19 protein-coding genes, 1 tRNA gene and 1 riboswitch are annotated in these 26,208 nt (G+C 45.3%); of the genes, 6 read left to right on the top strand and 14 right to left on the bottom strand.

Annotation, left to right across the window (positions count from 1 at the left end):
- Window positions 1-35: 35 nt before the first annotated feature.
- The 4 genes from der to FEF09_RS05450 form a co-directional block, all read right to left on the bottom strand.
- The gene (der, locus tag FEF09_RS05465) at window positions 36-1,361 is read right to left on the bottom strand and encodes a ribosome biogenesis GTPase Der (RefSeq protein ID WP_146304176.1); all 1,326 of its coding nucleotides are present in this window, start codon (window positions 1,359-1,361) and stop codon (window positions 36-38) included.
- A 12-nt stretch (window positions 1,362-1,373) separates the two neighbouring features.
- A complete protein-coding gene (gene era / locus FEF09_RS05460) occupies window positions 1,374-2,243 on the bottom strand; it encodes a GTPase Era (protein WP_146304175.1) in 870 nt (289 codons plus the stop codon).
- A gap of 65 nt (window positions 2,244-2,308) precedes the next feature.
- A tRNA-Met gene (locus FEF09_RS05455) sits at window positions 2,309-2,380 on the bottom strand.
- A 664-nt stretch (window positions 2,381-3,044) separates the two neighbouring features.
- Window positions 3,045-3,437, bottom strand: coding sequence for a single-stranded DNA-binding protein (locus FEF09_RS05450; RefSeq protein WP_146304174.1), 393 nt, complete (start codon window positions 3,435-3,437; stop codon window positions 3,045-3,047).
- 192 nt (window positions 3,438-3,629) lie between these two features.
- A riboswitch (TPP riboswitch) is annotated at window positions 3,630-3,722 on the top strand.
- A 62-nt stretch (window positions 3,723-3,784) separates the two neighbouring features.
- On the opposite strand from FEF09_RS05450, the gene FEF09_RS05445 reads away from it, so the two are divergent.
- On the top strand, window positions 3,785-6,160 hold the full coding sequence (locus FEF09_RS05445; protein ID WP_146304173.1) for a TonB-dependent receptor: 2,376 nt from the start codon (window positions 3,785-3,787) through the stop codon (window positions 6,158-6,160).
- Window positions 6,161-6,466: 306 nt separating this feature from the next.
- Entirely contained in the window at window positions 6,467-8,026 is a 1,560-nt protein-coding gene (locus tag FEF09_RS05440; protein WP_146304172.1) for a DUF6770 family protein, read from the top strand.
- A 69-nt stretch (window positions 8,027-8,095) separates the two neighbouring features.
- On the opposite strand, the gene argH is transcribed toward FEF09_RS05440, so the two are convergent.
- From argH to FEF09_RS05395, 9 genes are all read right to left on the bottom strand, one after another.
- The gene (gene argH / locus FEF09_RS05435) at window positions 8,096-9,427 is read right to left on the bottom strand and encodes an argininosuccinate lyase (RefSeq protein ID WP_146304171.1); all 1,332 of its coding nucleotides are present in this window, start codon (window positions 9,425-9,427) and stop codon (window positions 8,096-8,098) included.
- A 2-nt stretch (window positions 9,428-9,429) separates the two neighbouring features.
- Window positions 9,430-10,494 carry a M20 family metallo-hydrolase gene (locus FEF09_RS05430; RefSeq protein WP_146304170.1) on the bottom strand — a complete coding sequence of 355 codons (1,065 nt, stop codon included), beginning with the start codon at window positions 10,492-10,494 and terminating at the stop codon, window positions 9,430-9,432.
- 4 nt (window positions 10,495-10,498) lie between these two features.
- Window positions 10,499-11,287: an acetylglutamate kinase gene (gene argB / locus FEF09_RS05425; protein WP_146304169.1), complete on the bottom strand. Its 789-nt coding sequence runs from the start codon at window positions 11,285-11,287 to the stop codon at window positions 10,499-10,501.
- A gap of 6 nt (window positions 11,288-11,293) precedes the next feature.
- On the bottom strand, window positions 11,294-12,250 hold the full coding sequence (locus tag FEF09_RS05420; RefSeq protein ID WP_089816270.1) for an N-acetylornithine carbamoyltransferase: 957 nt from the start codon (window positions 12,248-12,250) through the stop codon (window positions 11,294-11,296).
- Window positions 12,251-12,280: 30 nt separating this feature from the next.
- Entirely contained in the window at window positions 12,281-13,411 is a 1,131-nt protein-coding gene (locus FEF09_RS05415; protein WP_146304168.1) for an aspartate aminotransferase family protein, read from the bottom strand.
- Window positions 13,412-13,478: 67 nt separating this feature from the next.
- Entirely contained in the window at window positions 13,479-14,462 is a 984-nt protein-coding gene (gene argC / locus FEF09_RS05410; RefSeq protein ID WP_146304167.1) for an N-acetyl-gamma-glutamyl-phosphate reductase, read from the bottom strand.
- Window positions 14,463-14,485: 23 nt separating this feature from the next.
- On the bottom strand, window positions 14,486-15,685 hold the full coding sequence (argG, locus tag FEF09_RS05405; protein ID WP_146304166.1) for an argininosuccinate synthase: 1,200 nt from the start codon (window positions 15,683-15,685) through the stop codon (window positions 14,486-14,488).
- Window positions 15,686-15,754: 69 nt separating this feature from the next.
- On the bottom strand, window positions 15,755-16,570 hold the full coding sequence (locus tag FEF09_RS05400; RefSeq protein WP_261387346.1) for a GNAT family N-acetyltransferase: 816 nt from the start codon (window positions 16,568-16,570) through the stop codon (window positions 15,755-15,757).
- Window positions 16,571-17,028: 458 nt separating this feature from the next.
- Window positions 17,029-19,110, bottom strand: a complete 2,082-nt coding sequence (locus FEF09_RS05395) for a discoidin domain-containing protein (protein ID WP_261387345.1) — start codon at window positions 19,108-19,110, stop codon at window positions 17,029-17,031.
- Window positions 19,111-19,404: 294 nt separating this feature from the next.
- Here FEF09_RS05395 and FEF09_RS05390 point away from each other — a divergent pair, with 294 nt between their 5' ends.
- A complete protein-coding gene (locus FEF09_RS05390; RefSeq protein ID WP_146304165.1) occupies window positions 19,405-20,799 on the top strand; it encodes a Gfo/Idh/MocA family protein in 1,395 nt (464 codons plus the stop codon).
- A gap of 72 nt (window positions 20,800-20,871) precedes the next feature.
- Here the strand turns inward: FEF09_RS05390 and FEF09_RS05385 are convergent, their stop codons facing one another.
- Window positions 20,872-22,176: a sugar MFS transporter gene (locus tag FEF09_RS05385; RefSeq protein ID WP_146304164.1), complete on the bottom strand. Its 1,305-nt coding sequence runs from the start codon at window positions 22,174-22,176 to the stop codon at window positions 20,872-20,874.
- Window positions 22,177-22,507: 331 nt separating this feature from the next.
- Here FEF09_RS05385 and FEF09_RS05380 point away from each other — a divergent pair, with 331 nt between their 5' ends.
- Genes FEF09_RS05380 through FEF09_RS05370 form a run of 3 tightly spaced genes read left to right on the top strand, consistent with a single transcriptional unit; the run spans window position 22,508 to window position 26,206 of the window.
- Window positions 22,508-24,178, top strand: a complete 1,671-nt coding sequence (locus tag FEF09_RS05380) for a sugar MFS transporter (RefSeq protein ID WP_146304163.1) — start codon at window positions 22,508-22,510, stop codon at window positions 24,176-24,178.
- On the top strand, window positions 24,150-25,115 hold the full coding sequence (locus tag FEF09_RS05375; protein WP_146304162.1) for an ROK family protein: 966 nt from the start codon (window positions 24,150-24,152) through the stop codon (window positions 25,113-25,115). Before FEF09_RS05380 ends, FEF09_RS05375 begins: the two co-directional genes overlap by 29 nt.
- 38 nt (window positions 25,116-25,153) lie before the next feature.
- A complete protein-coding gene (locus tag FEF09_RS05370; protein ID WP_146304161.1) occupies window positions 25,154-26,206 on the top strand; it encodes a N(4)-(beta-N-acetylglucosaminyl)-L-asparaginase in 1,053 nt (350 codons plus the stop codon).
- Window positions 26,207-26,208 lie beyond the last annotated feature (2 nt).

The raw sequence follows: 26,208 nt of genomic DNA, 5'->3' as shown, positions 1-26,208 counted from the left end.
TAGTTATGGAACAATACCCCTACGAAAATTTACTTTTATTTCTTTCTGAAAAACAGTTTCAACGGAACGCCTTCGAAATCAAAATTGCTACGCAACTGATTTTCAAGGTAGTTACGATATGGCTGTTTTACGTCATCCGGCAGATTACAGAAGAACGCGAAAGCCGGTGTAAATGTCGGCAGCTGCGTTACATACTTGATTTTGATAGGAATACCTCTTACTACCGGTGGGTGGAAAGATTCGATCGCCTTCAGCATCACTTCATTCAGTTTCGAAGTCTGTACCTTACGTTTACGGTTTTCGTATACACGTAAAGCCTCTTCGATCGCCTTGAAAATACGCTGCTTTTCCACAACGGAGGTGAATATCACAGGCACATCGCTGAATGGAGCCAGACGACCTTTCAGGTCTTTCTCATAGTCCCTTGCAGAGTTGGTACTCTTATCGTCGATCAGGTCCCATTTATTTACCAGTACGACCAGACCTTTACCTTTACGGCCGGCCAGACTGAAAATGCTGAGATCCTGCGCAGTGATACCTTTGGTTGCATCCAGCAGCAGCAGGCAAACATCTGCTTCATCCATCGCTTTGATCGCGCGGATAACGGAATAGAACTCAAGGTCTTCCTGCACCTTATTTTTACGGCGTAAACCCGCTGTATCAATCAGTACGAAATCTTTCTGGAACATTTTGTAGTGCGTGTGGATGGTATCGCGGGTGGTTCCCGGAATATCAGACACAATGTTCCTTTCTTCACCGATCAGGGCGTTCAGCAGGGATGATTTACCTACGTTCGGCTGACCGATAATCGCGATCTTAGGCAATGCTTCCGCAGCTTCTACCGCTTCTTTTGTTTCATCATCTTCCGGAATCTGTTCAGTAATTTCATCCAGCAGTTCACCACTACCGCTACCACTCATGGAAGACATGAAAAATACCTTTTCAAAACCGAGGCTATAAAACTCCGTCGCTTCCAGCTGACGGGTAGCATTATCTACTTTGTTTACCACAAGGATCACCGGTTTGGAAGAGCGACGCAGAATATCTGCCATCTCTGCATCCAGGTCAGTGATACCTGTTGCCACATCACACATGAACAGCAGGAGATTGGCTTCCTCCATAGCTATTTTCACCTGTTTGCGTATTTCCCGCTCGAATACATCTTCACTTCTGGATACAAAACCACCGGTATCAATCACGTTGAACGATTTCCCGTTCCAGTCCGCCACACCGTATTGTCTGTCACGCGTAACACCGCTCACGTCATCAACGATGGCTTTACGCTGTTCCAGCAAACGGTTGAAAAGCGTAGATTTCCCTACGTTTGGACGACCGACGATTGCTACTGTAAATCCTGCCATAACTAAATAAAATTAATAACCGTATTCCTTTAAATAAATATCATTATCCCGCCACTTGCCTCTTACTTTCACAAACAGTTCAAGGAACACTTTCTGACCCACAAATTTCTCGATATCCTGGCGGGCCAGTGTACCGATCTTTTTAATGGAAGATCCTTTGTCACCCAGGATGATCGCTTTCTGCGTTTCACGCGTCACGATAATATCCGCTGAGATTTTGATCAGCGTATTCTTTTCCTGAAATTGTGTTACAGCTACTGCTGTGTGATAAGGGATCTCTTCGTCAAAGAGCTGGAATATTTTTTCCCGGACGATCTCGCCTACGAAGAAGCGTGTAGACTTATCTGTTAAGGTATCTTCCGGATAGAAAGGTTCGCTTTCGGGGAGCATGGCTACAATCGTCTCCAGCAACGCCGGAACACCTTTACCCTGCATAGCTGATATCAGCACCACCTTTTCCGCTTTACCCCACTCTTCACACTTTTTCACCAGCACTTCCAGCTCTTCTTTCATCAGCAGATCTGATTTATTAAGCACCAGTATGCTGCGGGCTTTTAGCTTCAGTGACGCAAACAGGGAGAGGTTTTCTTCCAGATTATCCTTCACGTCCATGATTAACATGGCTACGTCGGCATCTTCAAGTGCAGACTTAACAGCACCCATCATTTTTTCGTGCAGGCGGTAACGGGGATCAATAATACCGGGGGTATCAGAGAATACGATCTGATATTCCGGTGTTGTCACCACACCCGTAATACGATGTCTTGTTGTTTGCACCTTCGGTGATACAATAGCCAATTTCTCGCCCACCAGAGCGTTCATCAGGGTACTTTTCCCTGCATTGGCCTTACCGAAAATATTTACAAAACCCGCTTTATGCATGCACTACTAATTTCCTGAACTTCCTGAAATAAAAAAAGCCGAATCAGATTCGGCTTTTTTGTTAGTAGCGAGGAGAGGATTCGAACCCCTGACCTTCGGGTTATGAGCCCGACGAGCTACCTCTGCTCTACCTCGCAATGAGGTTGCAAAGATAGGATTAAAATCATTCCTGCCAAATCTTTTTTAGAAAAAGCGATAATAACGTCCGCTTAACAGGGGTTAACTGTATAACGATATCTTACTATAATCCTTTACTACAAAGACTTTCAGCTCGTAGAAAATGTTTATAAGAAAGTCAGTAATAAAATGCCTAATTTAATATTTCAGTCCAAAACACGCTGGCTAAGCCTGCTAAATAATATGGATAATATCTCATACATGTCTATCAGCAACGTATATACTCAGCCCCGGATCATGGCAAAAAATGCCATAGACTGCTGTCAGATTGTAGTTGAAGCACCCCAAACACGTATCCCACAATCAATTGAAATACAATAATATATACTGATCAAGTCCACCTCATCTCCACCTTATCTCCGGCTGCTATTCCCGTTTACATCCTGTCTGCGCCCCCCTGCTGCCCCATATACTCCGGATATCCGGGTATTGCTCCCCTGCTTTGCCTCTCCGTAGAGACATCTGACAGACATAAAGAGCTGTCCGCCCTGCTAACTACTGCTGTTCGCCATTTTAATATCCCTCCTGTATCCGGACGACGCCGTGTCAATGCTGTATAAAAGAAAGAGGCTGTCCTCTTTCAATAGGACAGCCTCTTCTCATATCTGCGGTATTTGTCATCTTCTAAAACGGCAGATCATCCGCCGGATCTTCATTTACCATCACAATCTCTTCCACCTCATTCTCCCGCTTACCACCATCACGGCGACTCGTCAGTAATTGTAACTGCAGCACCCGCAGCCGCATCACCGATACATTTTCCCCCTGACCATTCACATAATTATCCGCCGAAGGATTTCCCTCAACAAACACACGGGTGCCCGTTCTCAGATAGGGCCCCAGCTTCTCCTTGTTCCAAAGGGAACAATCCACCCAGATTGTCCTTTCCTGCAACTCCCCGTCCCGCGACTTAAAACGCTCCGTATGCGCCACGCGAAAACCTAAAACAGTGTGACCATTTACATTCCGCTGAATTGCATCATGTCCCAGATGCCCGATCAATTGTAACTTAATCATTACAGATTCAAATTATGGTTAACAATAAAAAATGTTCAGGGAGTATTCAATTGTGGAGAGACATGTAGATAGATGGAAATTATACTTTTTCTGTCATTATGAAAAATATTTTCACTTTTTAACGACGACCGCTATAACTTTGCTCCCGGAAACAGGAGTGCGCATCCCGCGCAATTAAACAATACAACTCCCGGTTTCACCTCGGGGTGCCTTACTATCAGGCTGAGATCAGACCCGTTGAACCTGACCAGGTAATGCTGTTTAGGAAAGGTAAGCGAACAATCTCTTCCTTACCCATTTGTTAAGTTGAAAGCTACAGATTGTAAGCTATTAAACCGTCATAGTCCATGAGACAATTTTTATTCCTTTTGCTGCTCTGCAGCTTAAGTACTGTGCACGCGCAAACTGTGCTGACCGGAGTCGTTACCAACAAATCCAACGGAAAACCGCTGGAAGGTGTTTCTGTAAGTATCCCCTCTACCAACGCTGGTATGCATACCAACGCCAATGGTCAATACCGTTTTACGATTCCATCCAAAGGCCAATATACCTTACAGGTAAGCTACCTTGGATTCAAATCTTTTACCACTACTATTAATGCTACCGGTAGTACCATCCAGACAGACTTTTCGCTGGAAGAAACCGGTCTCTTCGTAAAACCTGTTGAGATTTCCAGTCTCCGTGTGGGTGAACACGCTCCTTTTACACAGTCCACCCTGACCGCAGAAGAGATCAAAAAACAGAACCTTGGTCAGGACCTGCCCCTGCTGCTGAATCAGCTGCCAGGTGTAGTCACCAACTCTGACGCCGGTACAGGCATTGGTTATACCGGTATCCGTGTAAGAGGCTCCGATATCACGCGTATCAATGTTACTGCCAACGGTATTCCCATTAATGACGCAGAATCACAGGGTACATTCTTCGTGAACATGCCCGACTTTGCTTCTTCCGTAAGCAGTATTCAGTTACAACGTGGCGTAGGTACTTCAACCAATGGCGCCGGCGCGTTCGGTGCTTCACTCAACCTCAGTACCAACGATTTCAGAGATAAAGCATACGCAGAAGTCAACAGTAGTGTTGGCTCCTATAACTCGTGGAAAAACACTGTTAAAGTAGGCTCCGGTCTGATCAACGACCACTTCACTATCGATGCAAGATTATCAAAGATCTCTTCTGATGGATACATGGACCGCGCATCTTCCGACCTGAAATCTTTCTACACTTCCGCAGCCTATATTTCAAAGAATACAGCTATCCGTCTGAACGTGTTTTCCGGTAAGGAAAAAACTTATCAGGCGTGGAACGGCGTGCCTTATGATTCACTGAAAACACACCGTACCTATAACTCTGCCGGGCAGCGTGCTGATGGTACTTACTACGATAATGAGACGGACAACTACCAGCAGGACCATTACCAGTTATTCCTGAACCAGTCTCTTAGCAGCAAACTGGATTTCAACGTAGCGGCACATTACACCCGTGGCAGAGGCTATTACGAACAATATCGCGAACAGGAAGCTTTCGCCGATTATGGCATCGCAGATCCTGTGATCAACGGCGCTCCTGTCACCACTACAGATCTCATCAGACAGCTCTGGCTGGATAATCATTTCTATGGTGGTATCTTCTCTGTCAACTATAAAGGCGACAAACTGAACTGGAGTCTGGGTGGCGGTTGGAACCGCTATGAAGGCGGTCACTATGGTAAAATCATCTGGGCACAATACCCGATCGATAAAGACCACAAATACTATGACAACGACGCCTTCAAACGCGACCTGAACGTGTATTGGAAAGGACAGTATAAAGTGACCTCTGCACTCCGTCTGTTTGCCGATCTGCAATACCGCACCGTACAATATAACATCGACGGATTCGATAAAAATCCTTCACTGATACAACATAATTCCTACAACTTCTTCAATCCGAAAGCAGGTATCTCTTACACGCTGAACGATCGTCAGGAAGTATACGCCTCCTTTGCTGTGGGTAATAAAGAACCGAATCGTGATGACTTCGAAGCAGGTGTGAACAATACACCTAAACACGAAACGCTCCGTGATGTAGAAGCAGGTTACACTTACCGCAGCGGTAATATCGTGCTGCAGGCAAATGCCTACTACATGAACTACAAAAACCAGCTGGTACAGACTGGTAAACTGAATGATGTGGGTGCTTATACCCGTACCAACATTCCAAAAAGTTACCGCGCCGGTATCGAATTGCAGGGTAGTACCCGCCTCGGCCGTCTGTTTACACTTGCTGCCAATGCAGCCTTCAGCCGCAATAAAGTGCAGAACTTCCAGTACTTCATCGACAATTTCGACACAGGTGCACAGGATACCGTTGTATACAACAGTACCAATATCGCATTCTCACCTTCTTTCGTAGGCGGGTATACCCTGTCAGCCAGACCGGTTAAAAATCTGGAAGTGAGTCTGATCGGTAAGTATGTAAGCAGACAATACCTCGATAACTCAGAAGTGAAAGAACGCAGCCTTGACGGTTATTATACCAATGACCTGCGTTTCAACTACACCATTCCTCAAAAGCTCTTTAAAGAACTGGGGGTGCAGTTCATGCTGAACAACATCTGGAATAAGAAATATTCCCCTAACGGATGGACCTATGCATTTAAAGAGGAAGGGGTCGAAAAATCGTCTAACGGATATTATCCGATGGCTGGCACCAATTTCTTTGCCGGCATCAATATAGCCTTCTAAATTAGCCTTAAACAGAAAAGGGCTGTCTCCCAGTGGAGGGGACAGCCCTTTTTATTTCAGTTACATAGCATATATTTTTACTATATTGCATTAAAAATCATACCTATACCTAAGAAGGGACAATTGCATGATACCTTATACCGGGTCACAAATGACCACAACTGTTCGTATGCCTGACAGCGCGTTTGCCCATAAGCGCCCTGTAACAAGTATTTCATTGCATACCACCCTTCAGAACGGTACAGGCCCTATACACTATATATTTCAAACCCATACCTCATCGTTGCACTTTTCAAACATTTTAAAATGAAAAAACGACTCCTATTATTCCTGTACACATTATTCATCGTACTGAATACCCATGCACAATCGAGGGTATTTAAACAGGTAGGCAGCGGCATTTCCACCTCCCTGCACAGCATTGTTCAGGATGGCAGTCTCGTAGGTTACCTGACATTTACTGAACTGGAAAAAGCCAGTAAAGATTCCTTCAACTATGCCATCACGATCATGGACGAAAACCTGAATGATATCGGGAAGGTGAAGTTCCGTCAGCAGAAACTGATCCTGCGGGATGTGGCATTTGAACAGGACATTCTCTGTCTCGCATACATCAAAAGCGATGTGCTGGATATTACACCGAGACATAGGATCTCCTACAAACAGGCCGCAAAGAAAGGCTATGTATCTTTCTTCGCACAGTTCATCAATCTTCAGGGAGAGATCACAAAAACTTTCGAAAAGAAAGCTGACATGGATATCTACGTAACCCTGAAAGAATATGAAGCGGGTATCAGTCCTTTCAAAGAAGACATACAGCTGAAAAATATCAGCAATGTAGGCTTTGCCGCCTTCTATGGTGATAAGTCTAAAAAACCTTTGCTCACCTTTAATACAGCAGGTGAAAAGATCAGTGAAAGACAGGTAAAAGAAGTAGCAGCCAGTTACTACCTGCACACGTCTGGTGATGATATCTATCTGCTGACACAAAAAGCTGATATGGAATCCCGTAGTGGTTATACCTTGTTTGGTTACAGCGGTACGGCTAACTCTCCTACCCTGAAACTGCCACTGAAGGATAAAAAACAGCGTATGCTGGATATTCTTGGTTTTGGCAATGATCCGCTTACCGGTAAATTATTTATCTCCGGTACTGTTGGCAGCAAATCATGGAATAATGGTATGAACAATGTCTATGGTATCTACAACGGAGAAGTACAGGGCATTTACAAAATGGATATCAACGCTGCGCACAAAGAAGACGTGAAAACGGTTTATTCCTGCTGGGCAGACAGTACCAACAAAGACATCAGCAAAAAAGGTTACATCAACAGTGCGCATGGTCATATCGTGCCCCGTCCTTCCTTCAGGGACTTTGATGGTAATACCTATTTCCTCGGCAGTCGTCTTACTGCAAAGAAAAATAAGGGTGCCATCATCGCCGGCGCCATCATGTCTCCACTGCTGATTCCTTACTATGTGATGGCGGCAACAGGCGCATTCGGTCATTATTCTTTTGATGATGTACTGCTGATGCAAATGGATAAAAATGGTAAGATCAGTTATGTTGACAGTATCGGTACTGACGTGTACAAACAAAAGAACTCCGCGCCGATATTCAAAGCCGCGGACAACTGTAGTTTCTATTCATTAACCAATCCGGATACCAAAACTTCTTTCCTGATTGTAAAAGGTGAAAAAGACATTACCATCTATAACGTACATGATAAAAAGATCGTACGTAAAATAGCCAAGACCAACAATACAGTGAAAACAAACATCTATCCTGCAAAGGATGGGCATATCATTGTTTCTGAGTATGACGAAAAGGAGAAATCCACTAAGTTATCTATCGAAGCTATTTAGTAATAAGCTATAAAAGAAGAAGCCTGAAAGTGTCATACTTTCAGGCTTCTTCTTTTATAGCTTATTCGTTTAGCTTAACAGTTTCTCTACTGCTGCTGCTACTTTTCCGAAAGGAAATCCCTTGATCACTTCATCCATCATCCTATTCACTTCTTCATTACCCGGATTACCGATGCTGCCTTCGTGTGTATGCTGCACGGTATGCTCAGGTGCAAAGTTACCTTTCTCAATATCCAGTCCGACCTGTTTGTAGGCTTCACGGAACGGCACACCTTCCAATACCAGACGGTTTACCACTTCCACACTGAACAGATAACGGTATTTATCATCAGCCAGAATATTCTCTTTGATACGGATATTTTCCAGCATCAGACCAGCCATTTGCAGACAATCTTTCAACACGCCAAATGCAGGGAAGAGATTTTCCTTCAGTAGCTGCAGATCACGGTGATAGCCGCTTGGCAGGTTGGTGATCATCATCGCAATTTCGTTTGGCAGTGCCTGCAGTTTATTGCCATGAGAGCGGATCAGTTCCCACACATCCGGATTCTTTTTGTGTGGCATAATGCTGGAACCAGTGGTCAGTTCATCAGGGAAGCTGATGAAACCAAAGTTCTGGTTCATAAACAGACATGCATCCATTGACATTTTTGCCAGTGTGGAAGCAATTCCTGCCAGTGCAAATGAAACGATCTTTTCTGTTTTACCACGTCCCATCTGTGCATACACCACATTGTAGTTCAGATCATCAAAACCGAGCAGCTGTGTGGTCATGGTACGATTCAACGGGAAAGAAGAACCATAACCAGCCGCAGAACCCAGAGGGTTTTTATTCACTACTTTATAAGCACTCTGTAATACAGTCAGATCATCTACCAGACTTTCCGCGTAAGCGCCAAACCATAATCCAAAAGAAGATGGCATTGCTATCTGCAGGTGTGTATAACCCGGTATCAGCTGATCTTTATACTGAATACTTTTCTGTTGTAACAGGTCAAACAGCGCCTTCACTTCTCCTACCAGCACTTCCAGTTCATGACGAAGGAACAGTTTCAGATCTACCAGCACCTGATCGTTACGGGAACGACCGCTATGTATTTTCTTACCCACTTCTCCGAGTCTGCGGGTAAGCAGCAATTCTACCTGTGAATGGATATCTTCCACACCATCTTCCAGTACAAAATTGCCTTCCTGTATCTCTTTGTATATCTGTTTTAATTCCTTTTGCAGGATAGCCAGTTCTTCTGCTGTCAGCAGACCAATACTTTCCAGCATGGTGGTATGTGCAAGTGAACCCAGCACATCGAATGGCGCGAGATAAGCGTCCATTTCACGGTCTTTTCCTACTGTGAACTTGTCCACTTCTGCCAGTGCAGTTTTATCTTTTTGCCATATTTTCATATCTACAAGATTTCTTCGAGTAATTTAATATAACTATCAATACCCTGACGTACTTCATCAAGGTAAATGTATTCATCCGCCGTATGTGAACGGGCTGAATCTCCGGGTCCCATTTTAATGGAAGTACCGGGGATCAATGCCTGATCAGAGGTGGTCGGTGAACCATAAGTAGTTTTGCCATGACGCAATCCTGCCTGTACAAACGGATGGTCTGAAGGAATACCGGAAGGACGCATACGCAGGGAGCGTGGTTTCACCTCACACTGTACATTGGCGCGGATAATCTCCAGCACTTCTTCCAGCGTATACTGTTCAGTTACACGCACATCTACTACGAAAGTACAATCAGCCGGTACGACGTTATGTGCTTTATTGGACGTATTGATCACTGTCACGCTCATCTTAACGGGGCCCAGTGTATCAGATACTTTTGGAAAACGGAAAGTACGGAACCATTCAAGATCCGGCAGTGCTTTATAAAACGCATTTTCTCCTTCATCACGTGCAGCATGACCAGCTTTACCGGTTACGGTACAATCCAGTACCATCAGTCCTTTTTCAGCAGTAGCCAGTTGTGTTTGTGTAGGCTCTCCTACAATAGCAAATTCAATAGCCGGGAGCTGTGAAAGGATGCTTTCAATACCATTTACACCACTGATTTCTTCTTCTGCAGTAGCAGTCAGTACAATGTTGTAGGCCATATCGCTACGTTCATAAAAATGCAGGAAGGTGGCGATCAGACTTACCAGACATCCGCCGGCGTCATTACTGCCAAGACCATACAGTTTACCATCAACTACATCAGGAGAAAAAGGGTCACGTGTATATTGCGGGTTAGGTTTAACGGTATCGTGGTGAGAATTGAATACAATTACAGGCTTTGCGGGATCAAAGTGCTTGTTCTTTGCCCAGATATTATTCAGATGCTGCTGATAAGGAACATTCCTTTCTTTGAGAAAATCAGCGATCAGTTGTGCAGTCCCCTGTTCTTCCCTGCTCAGGGAAGGAATAGAGATCAGCCCTTTTAATAATGTTACTGCATCATCATACAGTTCTTGGTTCCACATAGGTTTAGCGTATTAAGGTACCCGCTACTGTGTCTGTGGTGTTGCTCTGTACGTCATCTGCGTGACCTATCAGCACTTCTGCCACACCACTTTCAATAGCTGCGAAAGCATTTTCCAGTTTAGGCAGGATTCCGTCTGTCAGTACGTTATCAGCTTTGAGTTCTTCGTAGATCATACGGTCTATCAGATTAATGACCGCATTATCATCATTGGCATCGTGCAGTACGCCTTTCTTTTCGAAGCAGTAGATCAGTCTTACGCTATATGTTTCAGATAACGCTATTGCAAGAGAAGAGGCGATGGTATCTGCATTGGTATTCAGCATCTGTCCTTTGCCATCGTGTGTCAGTGGTGCAAATACAGGCGTCAGACCAGCTTCCAGCAATGCTTTCAGCGGAGCGGCCTGCACATCTGTTGTGTTTACATCTCCGACAAATCCGAAGTCAATTTCTTTTACCGGGCGTTTTACTGCGGGAATGATATTGGCGTCTGCGCCGGTCATACCGATCGCATTACATCCATTCGCCTGCAGTTTAGCCACCAGCTGTTTGTTGACCAATCCTCCGTACACCATTGTCACCACATCGATAGTGGCAGCATCCGTGATACGGCGACCGTTCACGTACTTTGATTCTATGCCCAGCTGATCACCAATGCGGGTGGCAATTTTGCCACCCCCATGGATCAGTATTTTCTTTCCTTTAATGGAAGCGAATTTCTGTAGAAATGCTTCCAGCAGGTTTGGATTATCGATGACGTTACCGCCTACTTTTATTACAAACAGATCGATCATACGATATTACATGTTACCTTTTAAGATCTCGCTCAGTACAGCCTGCGCAGCCCATACACGGTTAGCCGCTTCAGGGATTACGATAGACTGCGGGCCGTCCAGCACTTCGTCAGCAATCACTACATTCCTTCTTACAGGCAGGCAGTGCATTACTTTTGCCTGATTGGTACCTTTGAGTTTATCGTTGGTCACCATCCAGTTGCTGTCAGTGCAGGTGATCTTACCGTAATCTTTGTAAGATGACCAGTTCTTCACATACACGAAATCGGCACCTTCCAGGGCTTTCTCCTGATTGTATTCGATCTGTGCGTTGCCGGAGAACTTCGGATCCAGTTCATATCCTTCCGGATGTGTGATCACGAAATCTGCTTCACCCCAGCCATTGATCCACTGTGCAAAGGAGTTTGGAACTGCCTGTGGCAATGGTTTTACGTGCGGCGCCCAGGTCATAACCACTTTTGGTCTGCGTGGCTGCTGCCATTGCTCCTTAATGGTGATGACGTCTGTTAAGCTCTGCAAAGGATGCAGCGTAGCGCTTTCCAGACTTACAACAGGCACACCTGCGTATTTGATGAACTGGTTGATATATTTTTCTTTGTAATCAGCTTCTTTGTCTTTCAGGCCCGGAAAAGTACGGATGGCCATGATATCGAAGTACTGGCCCATTACAGCAGCCGCTTCTTTCACGTGCTCAGATGTATTTCCGTTCATGATAGCGCCATCATTCATTTCCAGCTGCCAGCCTTCCTTATCGATATTGAATACTACTACTTCCATTCCCAGGTTCTTCGCTGCCACCTGCGTACTCAATCGTGTTCGCAGACTGGGATTCAGGAAGATCATCCCCAGTGTTTTGTTCTCACCTAATTTTCTGTCTTTGAAAGGCTGTTTTTTATAGTCCAGTGCGATATCCACTAAACGCGGGACACTTGGAACATCATCTACGGAAATAAATTGTTTCATTTTTTAGTATGGCTCTGATGATGATTGATGTTAGTTTTTACCTACTTCCTGTTTGAATGCTGTCAGGAACTGATCTGCATGCTCCATGGTCAGTGCCAGGGAAGGCAGCAATCTGATAACGTTTGGCTTTGCTTCACCGGTGAATATCCTGTGCTTAAACAACAATTCTTTTCTCACATGGTTCAGCTCTTCCGGCAGTTCAATACCAATCATCAGGCCTCTGCCTCTTACTTCTTTTACCTGCGGGAATGCCTTCAGCTGTTCGATCAGGTAAGCACCTACCTTTGCTGCGTTTTCGATCAGATTATCCTGTTCGATCACTTCCAATACTGCCAGTGCAGCGGCACAAGCCAGATGATTACCACCAAAGGTAGTACCCAGCAGACCGTAAGATGCCTGAATATGCGGAGCGATGATAATACCACCGATAGGGAAACCATTACCCATACCTTTCGCCATGGTGTAGATGTCAGCATTTACGCCGGCAAAATCATGAGAATAGAATTTACCGCTTCTGCCATAACCACACTGTACGCTATCTGCAATAAACACTGCATTATGTGCATCACACAGGCTTCTGATCTTCTGCAGGAAAGAAGCACTTGCTACCTGAATACCGCCTACACCCTGAATACCTTCGATGATAACAGAAGATACTTCGTATTGTTTAAAGGCCGCTTCCAGTGCAGCTTCATCCTGCCATGGCAGAAATACCACGTTGTCAGTTTCATTTACAGGCGCTACAATCTTCGGATTGTCGGTCGCAGCTACTGCCAGTGAAGTTCTCCCGTGGAAAGATTTTTTGAATGCAATCACCTTCTTCTTGCCATTGTGGAAAGAAGCCAGTTTCAGTGCATTCTCGTTTGCTTCAGCACCGGAGTTACAAAGAAACAGCTGATAATCTTCCTTACCGGAGATCTTACCGAGTTTCGCTGCCAGTTCCTGTTGCAAAGGTATTTTGATAGAGTTGGAATAGAATCCTACTTTCTGTAACTGATCTGTTAATCTCTTTACGTAGTGCGGATGTGTATGACCGATGGAGATCACGGCATGACCGCCGTACAGATCAAGATACTGGTTGCCTTTATCGTCCCATACATTGGAACCGGCCGCCTTTTCTATAGTGATATCGTTGATGGGATATACGTCAAATAATTGCATGGTAGCTCTGATTGTTTCCCGTTTATTGCGGGAGGATTGTAAAAAATTGGCACTTAATCGGGCATAGTTAAAATACGACAGACTTCAACTTCAGACCAGCAGTTTCATCAAATCCAAATAGGAGGTTCATATTCTGAACCGCCTGTCCTGACGCACCTTTCAACAGATTATCCTCAATGGAATGGATCACCAGTTTGTTACCTACTTTTTCGAGTTGGATTAAACATTTATTGGTGTTCACAATCTGCTTCAGGTCAATCTGTTTATCACTTACATGTGTGAATGGATGGCCTGCGTAATAGTCTTTGTACAGCTGCTGCGCTTCTTCGAGCGATAAATCGCTCTGCAGGTAAGAGGTGACCCAGATACCTCTTGGAAAATCTCCGCGAACCGGTACGAAGTTAACGTCTCCGGTAAAGGAAGGCTGCAACAGCTGCAGGCTTCGTCGTATTTCTTTCAGATGCTGATGGCTCAGTACTTTGTAGGTAGAGATGTTATTGGCTCTCCACGTGAAATGTGAAGTGGCCTGTAGACTCTGTCCTGCACCGGTGGATCCGGTGATACCGGTGGTATGTACTTCCTGCAGCAAACCCGCTTTGGCCAGTGGCAACAATCCTAACTGGATACCTGTTGCAAAACAACCAGGGTTGGCAATATTATTTGCAGTAATAATTTTTTCGCGTTGCATTTCGGGAAGACCGTATACAAACTCGCGGCCTTTCACCGTCTCTCCCAGTCTGAAATCCTGACTGAGATCGATGATCTTTACAGACGCAGCGATATCTGTTGCTTCCACGAATTTCTTTGCTTCACCATGACCCAGACAAAGGAACAATACATCGATATCGTTGCTTACTTCTCCTGTAAAGGTCAGTTCAGTTTCCCCCAGCAGGTCGGCATGTACTGCGTACAGGGGATTGCCGGCATTACTCCGGCTATGTACATAAGAAATCTCTACGTTGGGATGATTCAACAAAAGACGGATCATTTCACCACCGCCATATCCGGCGCCACCTATAATCCCCGCCTTTATCTTCTTGTCATTTGCCATTTTCATCTGTTTTACGCCGCCGGCTATTTGCCCTTGACACTTTCTGCAACCTGATGCCAGATCATAGTCTGGTTACCGAATATTTTGCTGAAACCTCTCACGTCTTCACCACTCCAGCCACTGTTCATTTCACCGTATTTACCGAACTTGCTGCTCATCAGATCAAATTCAGATTTGATACCTGTTACCTGGAAGCGATAAGGCTGTAAGGTCACAAATACTTCACCTGTCACATGACCCTGACTATTCTGCAGGAATGCTTCGATATCGCGCATGATCGGGTCCATTACCTGACCTTCATGCAACCAGTTACCGTAGAACTGAGACAACTGGTCTTTCCAGGTCAGCTGCCATTTTGTGAGCACGTGTTTTTCCAGTGCATGGTGTGCTTTGATAATGATAACAGGCGCTGCTGCTTCAAAACCTACACGACCTTTGATACCGATGATAGTATCACCTACGTGGATATCACGACCGATAGCGTATGCGCCGGCGATCTCCTGCAGGTGCTGGATCGCTTCTGACGGATGAGAGAAGGTTTTACCATTCACACCGGTCAGTTCACCTTTTACAAACTGCAGGGACACTTTTTCAGTACCTTCTTTGGTCAGCTGTGTCGGCCATGCTTCTTCAGGCAGGAAGCCATCGGAAGTCAGGGTTTCTTTACCGCCTACAGATGTACCCCAGATACCTTTATTAATAGAATAAGCTGCTTTTGCGAAATTCATTTCTACACCCTTCGCTTTCAGGTATTCGATCTCTTCTTCACGGCTCAGTTTCAGATCGCGGATCGGCGTAATGATCTCTACACCCGGAATCATGATGTGGAAGATCATATCGAAACGTACCTGATCATTACCGGCACCGGTGCTACCGTGTGCAACAGCGTCAGCACCTACTTCTTTTACATGCTCTGCAATAGCCAGAGCCTGTGTAACGCGCTCTGCACTTACGCTGAGTGGGTAGGTATTATTTTTCAGCACATTACCAAATACGAGGTATTTGATAGCACTATCATAATAGGAACGTATTGCATCTACGGTCTTATGACTCTTTACTCCCAGGCTATATGCACGTCGTTCTATTTCCTGCAGCTCTTCCGCAGAAAAACCACCGGTATTAACGATTACTGAATGCACTTCATACCCTTTGTCATCTGTCAGGTATTTTACGCAATAGGAAGTATCAAGTCCTCCGCTAAATCCAAGTACTACTTTTTTCATTTATGATAAGATTGTGCTCTTCCACCACACGACTGTATGGGTGACGCGTTATAATAAAAGAATGATCGTTTATAATATGTTGAACAGAAAGAAACGCTTTCTGCTGGATGGCGCTCCGCCACCACTGATGCTGTCCTTGCCGCTTTTCAGCAGTACAAATCTTTTAAAGCGCAGCCATCTTTCGAACAGCTTGAAGTTCTCTTTGAACTTCCTTGCTTTTTTCGCATGCCTGATCTCACCATTCGCTGCTACCAGGATCTGCGGTTGGGCAGCGCCCACAGCATCCGTCTGGATATGCAGTGCAGCCTTCTTCAGTGCTTCTTTTTCAGCCTCTTCTTTTGCCTTCTCCACCGGATCGTACAGCATAGCAGTACACAGACAGTTCTTGCGGTTCTTGCTCGTCAGCACTTCAAAGTTGACACAGCTGCGGCAGCCCTTCCAGAACTCTTCGTCGTCTGTCAGCTCGGAATAAGTAACTGGCTCATAGCCCAGTTCGGAGTTGATCTTCATCACGGCAAGACCGGTAGTCAGACCAAATATTTTCGCATCCGGATACTTCTGTCTGGACAATTCAAATACACGATGTTTGATAGCCTTGGCCACACCATGTCCTCTGAATGCAGGGTTGACGATAAGTCCTGAGTTGGCCACAAATTTCTCATGTCCCCAGGCCTCTATATAGCAGAAGCCTACCCATTCGCCTTTATCTGTTAATGCTATAACAGCCTTCCCCTCCTCCATCTTCAGTTGTACATACTCAGGAGAACGTTTGGCAATACCTGTTCCACGCGCTTTTGCGGAAGCCTCCATCTCATCTGTGATGGTTTTGCCATAATGCTTATCGTCAGTGGTCGCAACCCTGACAATGATATTCGGATTTTCCAATTTTGTCAATTGAAAACGTAAATCAATAAATTAATACCTGGAATCCATCGCTGGATAGAAATAATACCTACAGTGACTGAGAGTTGTCACGTGGTTGCGATAGCGTGCATTATGTAAGCGGACGCTATCAAATACGAGGTCGTCGGGAAAGATATCTAAAGACATTGAACCCAATAGAGTATTCTCCTTCTCTCAGAGAAGGATGATATGCAGAAAGTGTATGGGCCGCAAAGTTTTCCAACTTCAGTTCAGCATTAAATTGTTAAAAACTGTCTTTATTTTAAATCAAACGCAAAGTTATAATATTATTTTTTCTTAGCGGACAAAAAATTCAAGACGGAAAGTTAAATTATCAAATAGGTAGTTGCAAATTACGGGCCAACATAGATTATTTATACTCATATAAAACAGATGTCCCCGCCATTCTGACGGGGACACCCTGAAAATCAATAATTTACTTATTTAGTGATCACTCCAAGCTCTGCCACACTGGCCCAATGTTCATTTTCATTGGCAGGCGCAGTTGCCACAAGCCGGATAAATCTTCCTTTTGCCGGCATGTTAAATTTAATTGTCTGCGTCACAGGATTGTTGGCAATGTTCGCAAAGTTTCCATGTGCCACCGGTTGCCCCCAGTTTTCCCCGTCTTCACTTACATAGAACTCATAACCATAGATAGTACCGGAACGTACCGTCTGATGTCTCGGTGTATATATAAATCCTTTCAGCGTCAGCGACTCATTCATATCTATCTGGATCTCGTGCGGATATTTCGACGCATCCGGCTGGTAGTTTGTCATCCAGAAGGAATTCGGGTTGCCGTCGATCGCTCTCTCCGGATCCGCACCATCCGCCTGACCATCTGTATATACTACCTTCCATCTGGCCGGTGCAATATCATAGTTAGCAGTAACCGTCGTGCTGGCCACCTTCCCTTTCTCGAGGAATGACTTCGCCTTTACTATCCCTCCTTTTGGCAGGGAGATCAGGCCGGTGTATTTAGGAGACTTAAAGGTTGGTTCCTTCCCATCCAGTGTATAATGCAGTTCAGGATCCGGTGAAGAACAGGTAATACTTACATCGCCGTTCTTATTACGGTTAATAATAGGTACTGCCAATAAACCCGGTGCTTTGTACAACTGCACCTCGCTGATCACCGGACAGGCCAGTGCATCCTGTATCCTGATACGCACCTGTGTGGTCGTCACATCCGGGAAAGACAGAATACGCTTATGTCCGATCGTTGTAGCATTCGCCACTTCCGTAAACACACCCTTCTCCAGCACTTCCACGCTGAATGCCTTTACACGCTGGCCCAGCGGAATATATTCCTGCATCACCAGACGGTTGAATGTAACCGCCTTCGGGAAGGTCAAAGTAATCGTTCCCTGCAATACATTATCCGGCGTAGCCCAGTACGTATCATTCTTCCCATCGATCAGGTTACGCACATTTACATGTGCATTGCCCTTACGGGTTTCTGTTGCCGTCACTTTTGCTTTCAGCGCCAGATTTGTCTTAAAGCTTTCCTCCCGCATTTTTCTGAACTCCATCAGACGAATAGAATCCGCCGAATAAATCAAACCTCGTCTGTCAACCGGCACATTCAACAACATATTGGCGTTGCGGCCTACAGAACCATAATAGATATCCAGCAGCTGCTGTACGCTTTTTACCTTGTCATTGGTGGACGGACTATAAAACCATCCCGGACGGATAGACACATCACATTCTGAAGGCACCCATTTCTCACCATTCATATTGCCTTCATTCAATACAGACTGCGCCGGCGCACCTTTACCCGGTGTAAAACCGGTCACATTCAGCGTCGCCCAGCTCGTCGTGCCCGCAATACCGTCTTCATTACCTACCCAGCGGCAACCCGGTCCTACATCACTGAAAATAACCGCATTGGGCTGGTTCTTATATACTGTGCTGTGGAAAAGCGGCCAGTCATATACCGGCTTCTTCCCATTCGGACCTTCTCCGTTAGCACCGTCAAACCACTGTTCAAACACAGGGCCATAGCTGCTCAGCACCTCATTTAATGTATTGGAAAAAACCTGATTGTACTCCGGTGTACCATAAGCAGGGTGGTTACGGTCCCATGGAGACAGGTACACCCCAAACTTCAGCCCGTACTCCTTACAGGCAGCAGATAATTCTTTCAGTATATCCCCCTTACCATCTTTCCATGCGCTCTCCCTGACAGTATGGGTGCTGTATTTACTTGGCCACAGACAGAAACCGTCGTGGTGCTTGGCAGTGATAATGATCGCTTTCATACCGGCGAGTTTCGCGGTACGCGCCCACTGACGGGCATCCAGCTGTGAAGGATTAAATACCTTCGGATCTTCATCGCCATGTCCCCATTCTTTGTCTGTAAAAGTGTTCGGACCAAGGTGGATAAACATGTAGTATTCCATATCCTGCCATTCCACCTGTGATCTGGATGGCAGCGCCCCGTAAGGAGCAATGTCCTGCGCATGAGCAGTGGCCAGCGTGCTGCAAAGCCCGGCCATTAATAAGAACTTTCTCATCTCAATTGTTTGACCTTTCGTGGAACCGGACCGTTTTCCGGACACAATCAGTGGTATAAGACCTGTTATTTGATTTCGTAAGACCTGCTATTTCTATAAGACCTGTTTATGCACACTTTCTGCAGTATCCAACTAAAATAATGTTTAATAAAGGGAATAGTATATACCATGAGAAAATTGATGCAGGGAAAGTCAAAATAAAATAGAAGTTCCAGGACAATTTCTCTATTTTTAGTCACCAGCTACAAATACACCAGCAGTCTTCTTTTAGCAAGAGCTAAAACCAAACAACGCATGAAAAAGCAGCAATTTCACAGGAGAAACTTTCTCAAAACCACTGTGGCCGCAGGTGTAGGATTGACCCTCCTCAATACGCCAGCCCGCCTCTTCGCAGACATCAAAAAGGAAAAAGTCAGAGTAGGATTGATCGGCGTAGGTGCCCGCGGACAAGGTCATCTTGACCTGTGCCTCCATCGGGACGACGTAGATGTTGTGGCCATCTGCGATCCGGACACACAATGGGCCATTCCGAAATCCCGTGAACTGATCAGTAAGGCCTATGGCGCAAAAAAGAAAGTAGCCGAATACAGCAACGGACCTGAAGATTTCCTCAATCTTTTAAAACGGGATGATATCGACGCTGTTATCATTGCCACACCATGGGAATGGCATACCATTCAGGCTATCGCAGCCATGAAAGCAGGTAAAACACCTGCGGTCGAAGTGTGTGGTGCATCGGATATCCAGGAATGCTGGAACCTTGTGAACACCAGTGAAGACACCGGTGTACAGGTATTCGGTATGGAAAACGTCTGCTATCGCCGGGATGTGATGGCCGTGCTGAATATGGTGAGACAAGGCCTTTTCGGCGAACTTACACACCTGCAGGGCGGTTATCAGCATGACCTCCGCAAGGTGAAATTCAACAACGGAAAACAACTTTATGGCGGCGGTGTTGAATTTGGCGAAAAAGCCATGTCAGAAGCTAAATGGCGCACTAACCACAGCGTACATCGTAACGGAGACCTCTATCCCACGCATGGTCTGGGCCCTGTAGCCAATATGATCAATATCAACCGTGGAAACAGGCTGCTGTCTCTGACATCTGTGGCTACCAAATCCAGAGGATTGCATAAATACATTGTGGATAACGGAGGAGAAAATCATCCGAACGCAAAAGTAGAATTCAAACTCGGGGATATCGTATCTACGCTGCTTCGTACCAACAACGGAGAAACCATCATGCTATCACATGATACCAACTCTCCCCGCCCCTACTCGCTCAACTTCCGTGTACAGGGCACCAATGGCCTGTGGATGGACGATTTCGATTCCATTTATGTAGAAGGTAAAAGTCCTTATGACGAGTGGGAGAAAGCAGGCAGTGATAAAGATCCGAACAGTTATATGGGCAAATATGATCATCCGCTGTGGAAACGCTATACCAGCAGTGCGGCCGGCGCAGGACACGGAGGGATGGACTGGTTTGTCATCAATTCATTTATCGAAAGTGTGAAACGGGGTGCGCCTTATGCGCTGGATGTATATGATCTTGCCACCTGGTACGCGATTACGCCTCTGAGTGAGCAGTCTGTGGCCGAAGGAGGGAATGTGCAGTATATACCGGATTTTACAAGGGGAAGATGGATGAACCGAAAACCGATATTTGCGCTGGACGACCAGTACTAATACAGATCATTATATTACAAAAAAGCCGCGGGATAATTTCTCCGCGGCTTTTTGTTATTATATATTTTGCAACTATGCTTTCTTAAGACCCAATTTATGACCGGATACACCATAATACAGGATATAGAGATAACATGGAACTAAAACTATGTAGGCAATATGACGATCTGTACTCACTGCCAGCGCCCCATATATAAGGGGAATAATAGCTCCACCTGCAATAGCCATTACCATTAGTGCTGCTCCCAGTTTTGTAAATTTGCCCAGTTTATTCATCGCTAATGGCCAGATACCAGGCCACATTAATGCATGGGAGAAACTCAGCGCAACAATGAATCCAATGGATAAAGAACCTTGCGTTAATAGAGCTCCTATGGAGAATAACGCACCCATTATAGCACAAATAATCAGTCCTCTTTTCTGTGACAGGTATTTAGGTACCAACACTATACCCAATAAATAACCCACAGTGAGACATATTAGGGAATAGATTCCAAATTTACTTGCCGCGTCCTTTTCAAAACCATTGTATTCTCCATAAAGGGTCAGCGAGTCAATTGCCAGTACCTCAACACCTACATACATGAAAATACAAAGTACTCCCAACATCAAATGAGGTATCTGAAGAACTGATGTTTTTCCTGTAGTCTCACTCTCCTCTCCACTTGCTGTATCTTCTTCTGGGTTAATTTCCGGTAAATGCGCCTTCCGAACCATAAATGCAAGTAAAATCAGTACTATCGCCATAATAAGATATGGTACAACAACACGTTGAGCGAGCAATTGCAGCTGCACTTCCAGCTCATTACCGGTCAATGCACTAATTTTCTCGGAAAGCTCTTTGGTATCACTAAACAGCAATGACCCAAGAACGAAAATACCAATCATGCCAGCCACCTTATTACAAATTCCCATAATACTAATACGACGGGCTGCACTTTCAATCGGCCCTAGTATAGTTACATAAGGATTTGAAGCAGCCTGGAGCAGCGTTAATCCGGCTCCTTGTATAAATAAACCTAACAAAAACAGTGGATAAGAACGTATATAAGCAGCCGGAATAAAGATCAGTGATCCCGCAGCCATAGCTAGTAATCCTATTGACATGCCCTTGGTAAACCCTATCTTTTTCAATAATATAGAAGAAGGGATGGCCATTACCAGATAAGATATGTAAAAAGCGAATGTTACGAAATAAACCTCAAAATCGGACAATTCACACGCCTGCTTGAGAAAAGGGATAAGAATGTTATTAAGCCATGTAACAAAACCAAATAAGAAGAAAAGCGTGCCGATTATAAACATGGCTTTTCCATAGTGCGTATTCGTTTGGGGCTTAGATATAGGCTCTCTTGGAGACGTCACGGTATTGTCCATACAGCTTCAATTTAATGTTATTAAATGATTTTGATTGATCTTTGCGAACTTATGTACTTATTTCTGCATTTCATAGTTAAATACGCCGAAATAGCACTTTTGAGTAGATATAAGTTAATTTCCCATCTTAAAAGGCGTAAATAGTACACTTTTAAACTTTCGCCCGGTCATTTTAATCAACTTCTATTTAAAAAGAATAGAAATTTTACAACATATTAGCTAAAACGTTTTTGCTTCAGGAAAATAGGCATATTTATTTTGAAAATTTAGGAATTCTCGAAAAATAATTTATACATTTATCGCGCAAAAATTACAGTAATTTAACACGTTTATGGCTCAACAAACAAAGCAAAGTACACATCCATCTTTCTTTGTACTGATACTTGTATTTTTTTTCTGGGGTTTCGTGGCTGCTTCAAACAGCATCTTCATCCCCTTTTGTAAAGCGCATTTCCACCTTGGACAACTGGAATCTCAATTAATTGATTTCTCCTTCTACGGCGCTTACTTTATCGGTTCGCTGTTGCTGTATCTCTTCTCAGCACTGCGGGGCGTAGACATCTTAAACAAGATCGGTTACCAGAAAGGTATCATTTACGGCCTGCTCATATCTGTAGTAGGTGCAATCGCGTTAATCGCCGCAGTAAACATCGGTAACAAAATGGCTGATACCACTGCCGCGTTCTATCTTATTCTGGGTGCTTTCTTTATTGTTGCGCTGGGCTTCTCACTGCAGCAGACTGCAGCTAATCCCTTTGCCATTCTATTAGGCGATCCGGCTAAAGGTACTCACCGTCTTAATCTGGCGGGAGGTATCAACTCCTTTGGTACCACTATCGGACCACTGGTAGTAAGTATTCTTCTTTTTGGTTCTGCGAAAGATGCTTCCGTGTCTGCTGACACTGACATCAGCAAGATCAATACGCTCTACATCCTGTTGATCGTACTGTTCCTTGTTGCCGCAGCTATCTTCTGGTTCTCTAAAATGCCTAAAGGCACTTCTGATGAACCATTCGAACAATCTCCGCGTGCAAGTAAATCACTGAGCGCGATCACTGGTATGTTCGTGCTGATCATGGTAGGTCTTGTACTCAATGCGATCAAAACTTCCATCGGCGTTGCTGAAACCACTGACCTGGGCCTGCCTTTCTTCCTGATCGGTATCGTAGGTATCCTCGCAATTCTCTTCTATTCCCTGAACAGCGCACGCAAGGATGGTAATGGCTGGGGAGCTATGAGATATCCGCAGCTCATCATGGGTATGATCGCCATCTTCGTGTATGTTGGTGTGGAAGTAACCATCGCCAGCAACATGGGCGCCCTGCTGAAACATCCGGGCTTCCTCACACTGGAAGGTTTATCAGAATCCCAGATCGACCCTTATGTATCCCTCTTCTGGGGTAGTATGATGGTGGGTCGCTGGACTGGTGCCATCACTGTATTCAATGTATCTAAAACCGGTCGTCAGGTCCTTTCTGTTATCGTTCCGTTCATTGCCTATGGTGTAGTACTGACTGCAAACCATCTGAAAGGTACTGATGTCAGTGTACTGTATCCTTATGCGGGTGTACTGGTTGTTCAGATCATCGGCTTCTTCGCCGGTCAGGACAAACCTGCCAAAACCCTCATGATCTTCGCACTGCTCGGTATCATGGCAATGGTGATCGGTCTCTTCACTACCGGTGAGGTAGCGATCTTCTCCTTCGTTGCGGGCGGTCTGTTCTGCTCCGTAATGTGGTCTTGTATCTTTGCACTGGCTATCGCTGGTCTGGGCAAATACACCAGTCAGGGTTCTTCCTTCCTGGTACTGATGATCCTCGGTGGTTCTCTCGTTCCTCCGGTTCAGGGTGGTCTCGCAGATATACCTTCTATCGGTATCCATTATTCTTACATTATTCCGGTTGTATGCTTCGCATACCTGGCATTCTTTGCATTCAGAGTTAAAAACATATTAAAATCACAGGGAATAGATTATGAGTCAGCAATTAGCGGTGGGCATTGATATTGGAGGAACCAATACAAAGTTTGGCATAGTAGATCGCAGAGGTAATATTCTGTGTGATGGTCGTATGCTAACGAACCAACACGAAGACGTTCATGGCTTCCTGGATGAGTTGCACGAGCATCTCTCCGTCCTGATCGCACAGGTAGGTGGCATTGAAAACATCAGAGGTATCGGTGTAGGTGCACCAAATGGTAACTTTTATACCGGTAACATTGAATATGCTCCAAACCTCCGCTGGAAAGGTGTTATACCTTTGGCAAAATTGCTGGGTGAAAAGTTTGGCGTACCGGCTATCCTCACCAATGACGCTAACGCAGCGGCACTCGGTGAATTCCAGTACGGTGCTGCAAGAAGCATGAGAGATTTCATCGTTATCACATTAGGTACAGGCGTAGGTAGCGGTATTGTTGCCAACGGTCAGCTGATCTATGGTCACGATGGCTTCGCAGGTGAACTCGGTCACTGTATCGTTCTTCCGGGTGGCAGATACCACCCTGGTACAGGCGCACACGGTTCTCTGGAAGCTTACGCTTCTGCAACAGGTGTGACCAATACTGCACTGGAATTCCTGGCTAACCGCCCGGATACACAGAGCATACTGCGTGAGCATCCGAAAGAAGAGATCAATTCCAAAGTGATATATGAAGCTGCAATGAAAGGCGATCCGCTGGCAGTAGAAGTATACGAATTCACTGGTAAAATACTGGGTGAGGCACTGGCCAACTTCGTAATGTTCTCCAGCCCTGAAGCGATCATCCTGTTCGGCGGTCTGACAAAAGCAGGCGACATGATCATGAAGCCTGTGCGTGAGCATATGGAGAAAAACCTGTTGCCTATCTTCCAGAACAAGGTGAAGCTGGTCTTCTCCGAACTGAAAGAAAGTGATGCGGCTATCCTTGGCGCCAGCGCCCTGGCATGGGAAATGAAAGATTAAACTTTCGACCGGTTTTCCGGTATCATAAATAAAGAATTATGCAAGATCGCAGACATTTCTTAAAAGCAGCGGCCCTTGGTGCCGCTGCTTTATCTTTAGATGGCATTACATCTGAGACAGCACAGGCAGCAACTGCCTCCAAAGGTAAAGTGACCAAACCGATCGTAGTCTCTACATGGGACTTCGGCCGCGCTGCCAATGACGCAGCATGGGAAGTACTGAAAAAAGGTGGTCGCGCACTCGACGCCGTTGAAGCGGGTGTAAGAGTCCCTGAAGCTGACCCTAACAACCATACCGTAGGATACAGCGGGTTTCCTGACCGTGATGGTCGTGTAACCCTCGATGCCTGCATTATGGATGAATTGGGCAACTGTGGCTCTGTAGCTGCGCTGGAACACGTAACGCACGCTATCTCTGTAGCCCGTGCTGTGATGGAAAAAACACCACACGTAATGCTTGTAGGTGACGGTGCACTTCAATTTGCCCTCGCAAATGGTTTCCAAAAAGAAAACCTGCTCACACCGGAATCAGAAAAAGCATGGCGCGAATGGTTGAAAAAGTCAGAATACAAGCCGATCATGAACATAGAGAACTCCTCTTATGGTCCTGACAAAGCAACGACTTTCAATCCGCTTAAACTGCCCGGAAACGTATACAACCACGATACCATCGGTATGGTGGCACTGGATGCCAATGGTAACCTCTCCGGCGCCTGCACGACCAGCGGTATGGCCTTCAAACTGCATGGCCGAGTAGGTGACTCCCCGATCATCGGTGCTGGTCTCTATGTGGATAATGAAGTAGGCGCTGCTACCTCCACCGGTGTCGGTGAAGAAGTGATCCGTGTAGTAGGTAGCTTCCTCGTGGTAGAACTGATGCGTCAGGGCTACTCTCCTGAAGCAGCCTGCAAAGAAGCAGTAACGCGTATCGTGAAAAAGAATAAAGAAAGAGCTAAAGGCTTACAGGTAGGCTTCCTCGCCATCAACAAAAAAGGCGAACACGGGGCATACTGTCTGCAGAAAGGATTTAATTATGCTGTGAAGTCCGAAAAGGAAAGTAACGTCCTGATCGATGGTAAGCACTATTTCTAAGT

The organism is Chitinophaga pinensis (assembly GCF_007896845.1).
GTDB classification, from domain to species: domain Bacteria; phylum Bacteroidota; class Bacteroidia; order Chitinophagales; family Chitinophagaceae; genus Chitinophaga; species Chitinophaga pinensis_C.
Note: the sequence above shows the minus strand (reverse complement) of the source record. Positions and strands in the feature narration are given on the sequence as shown.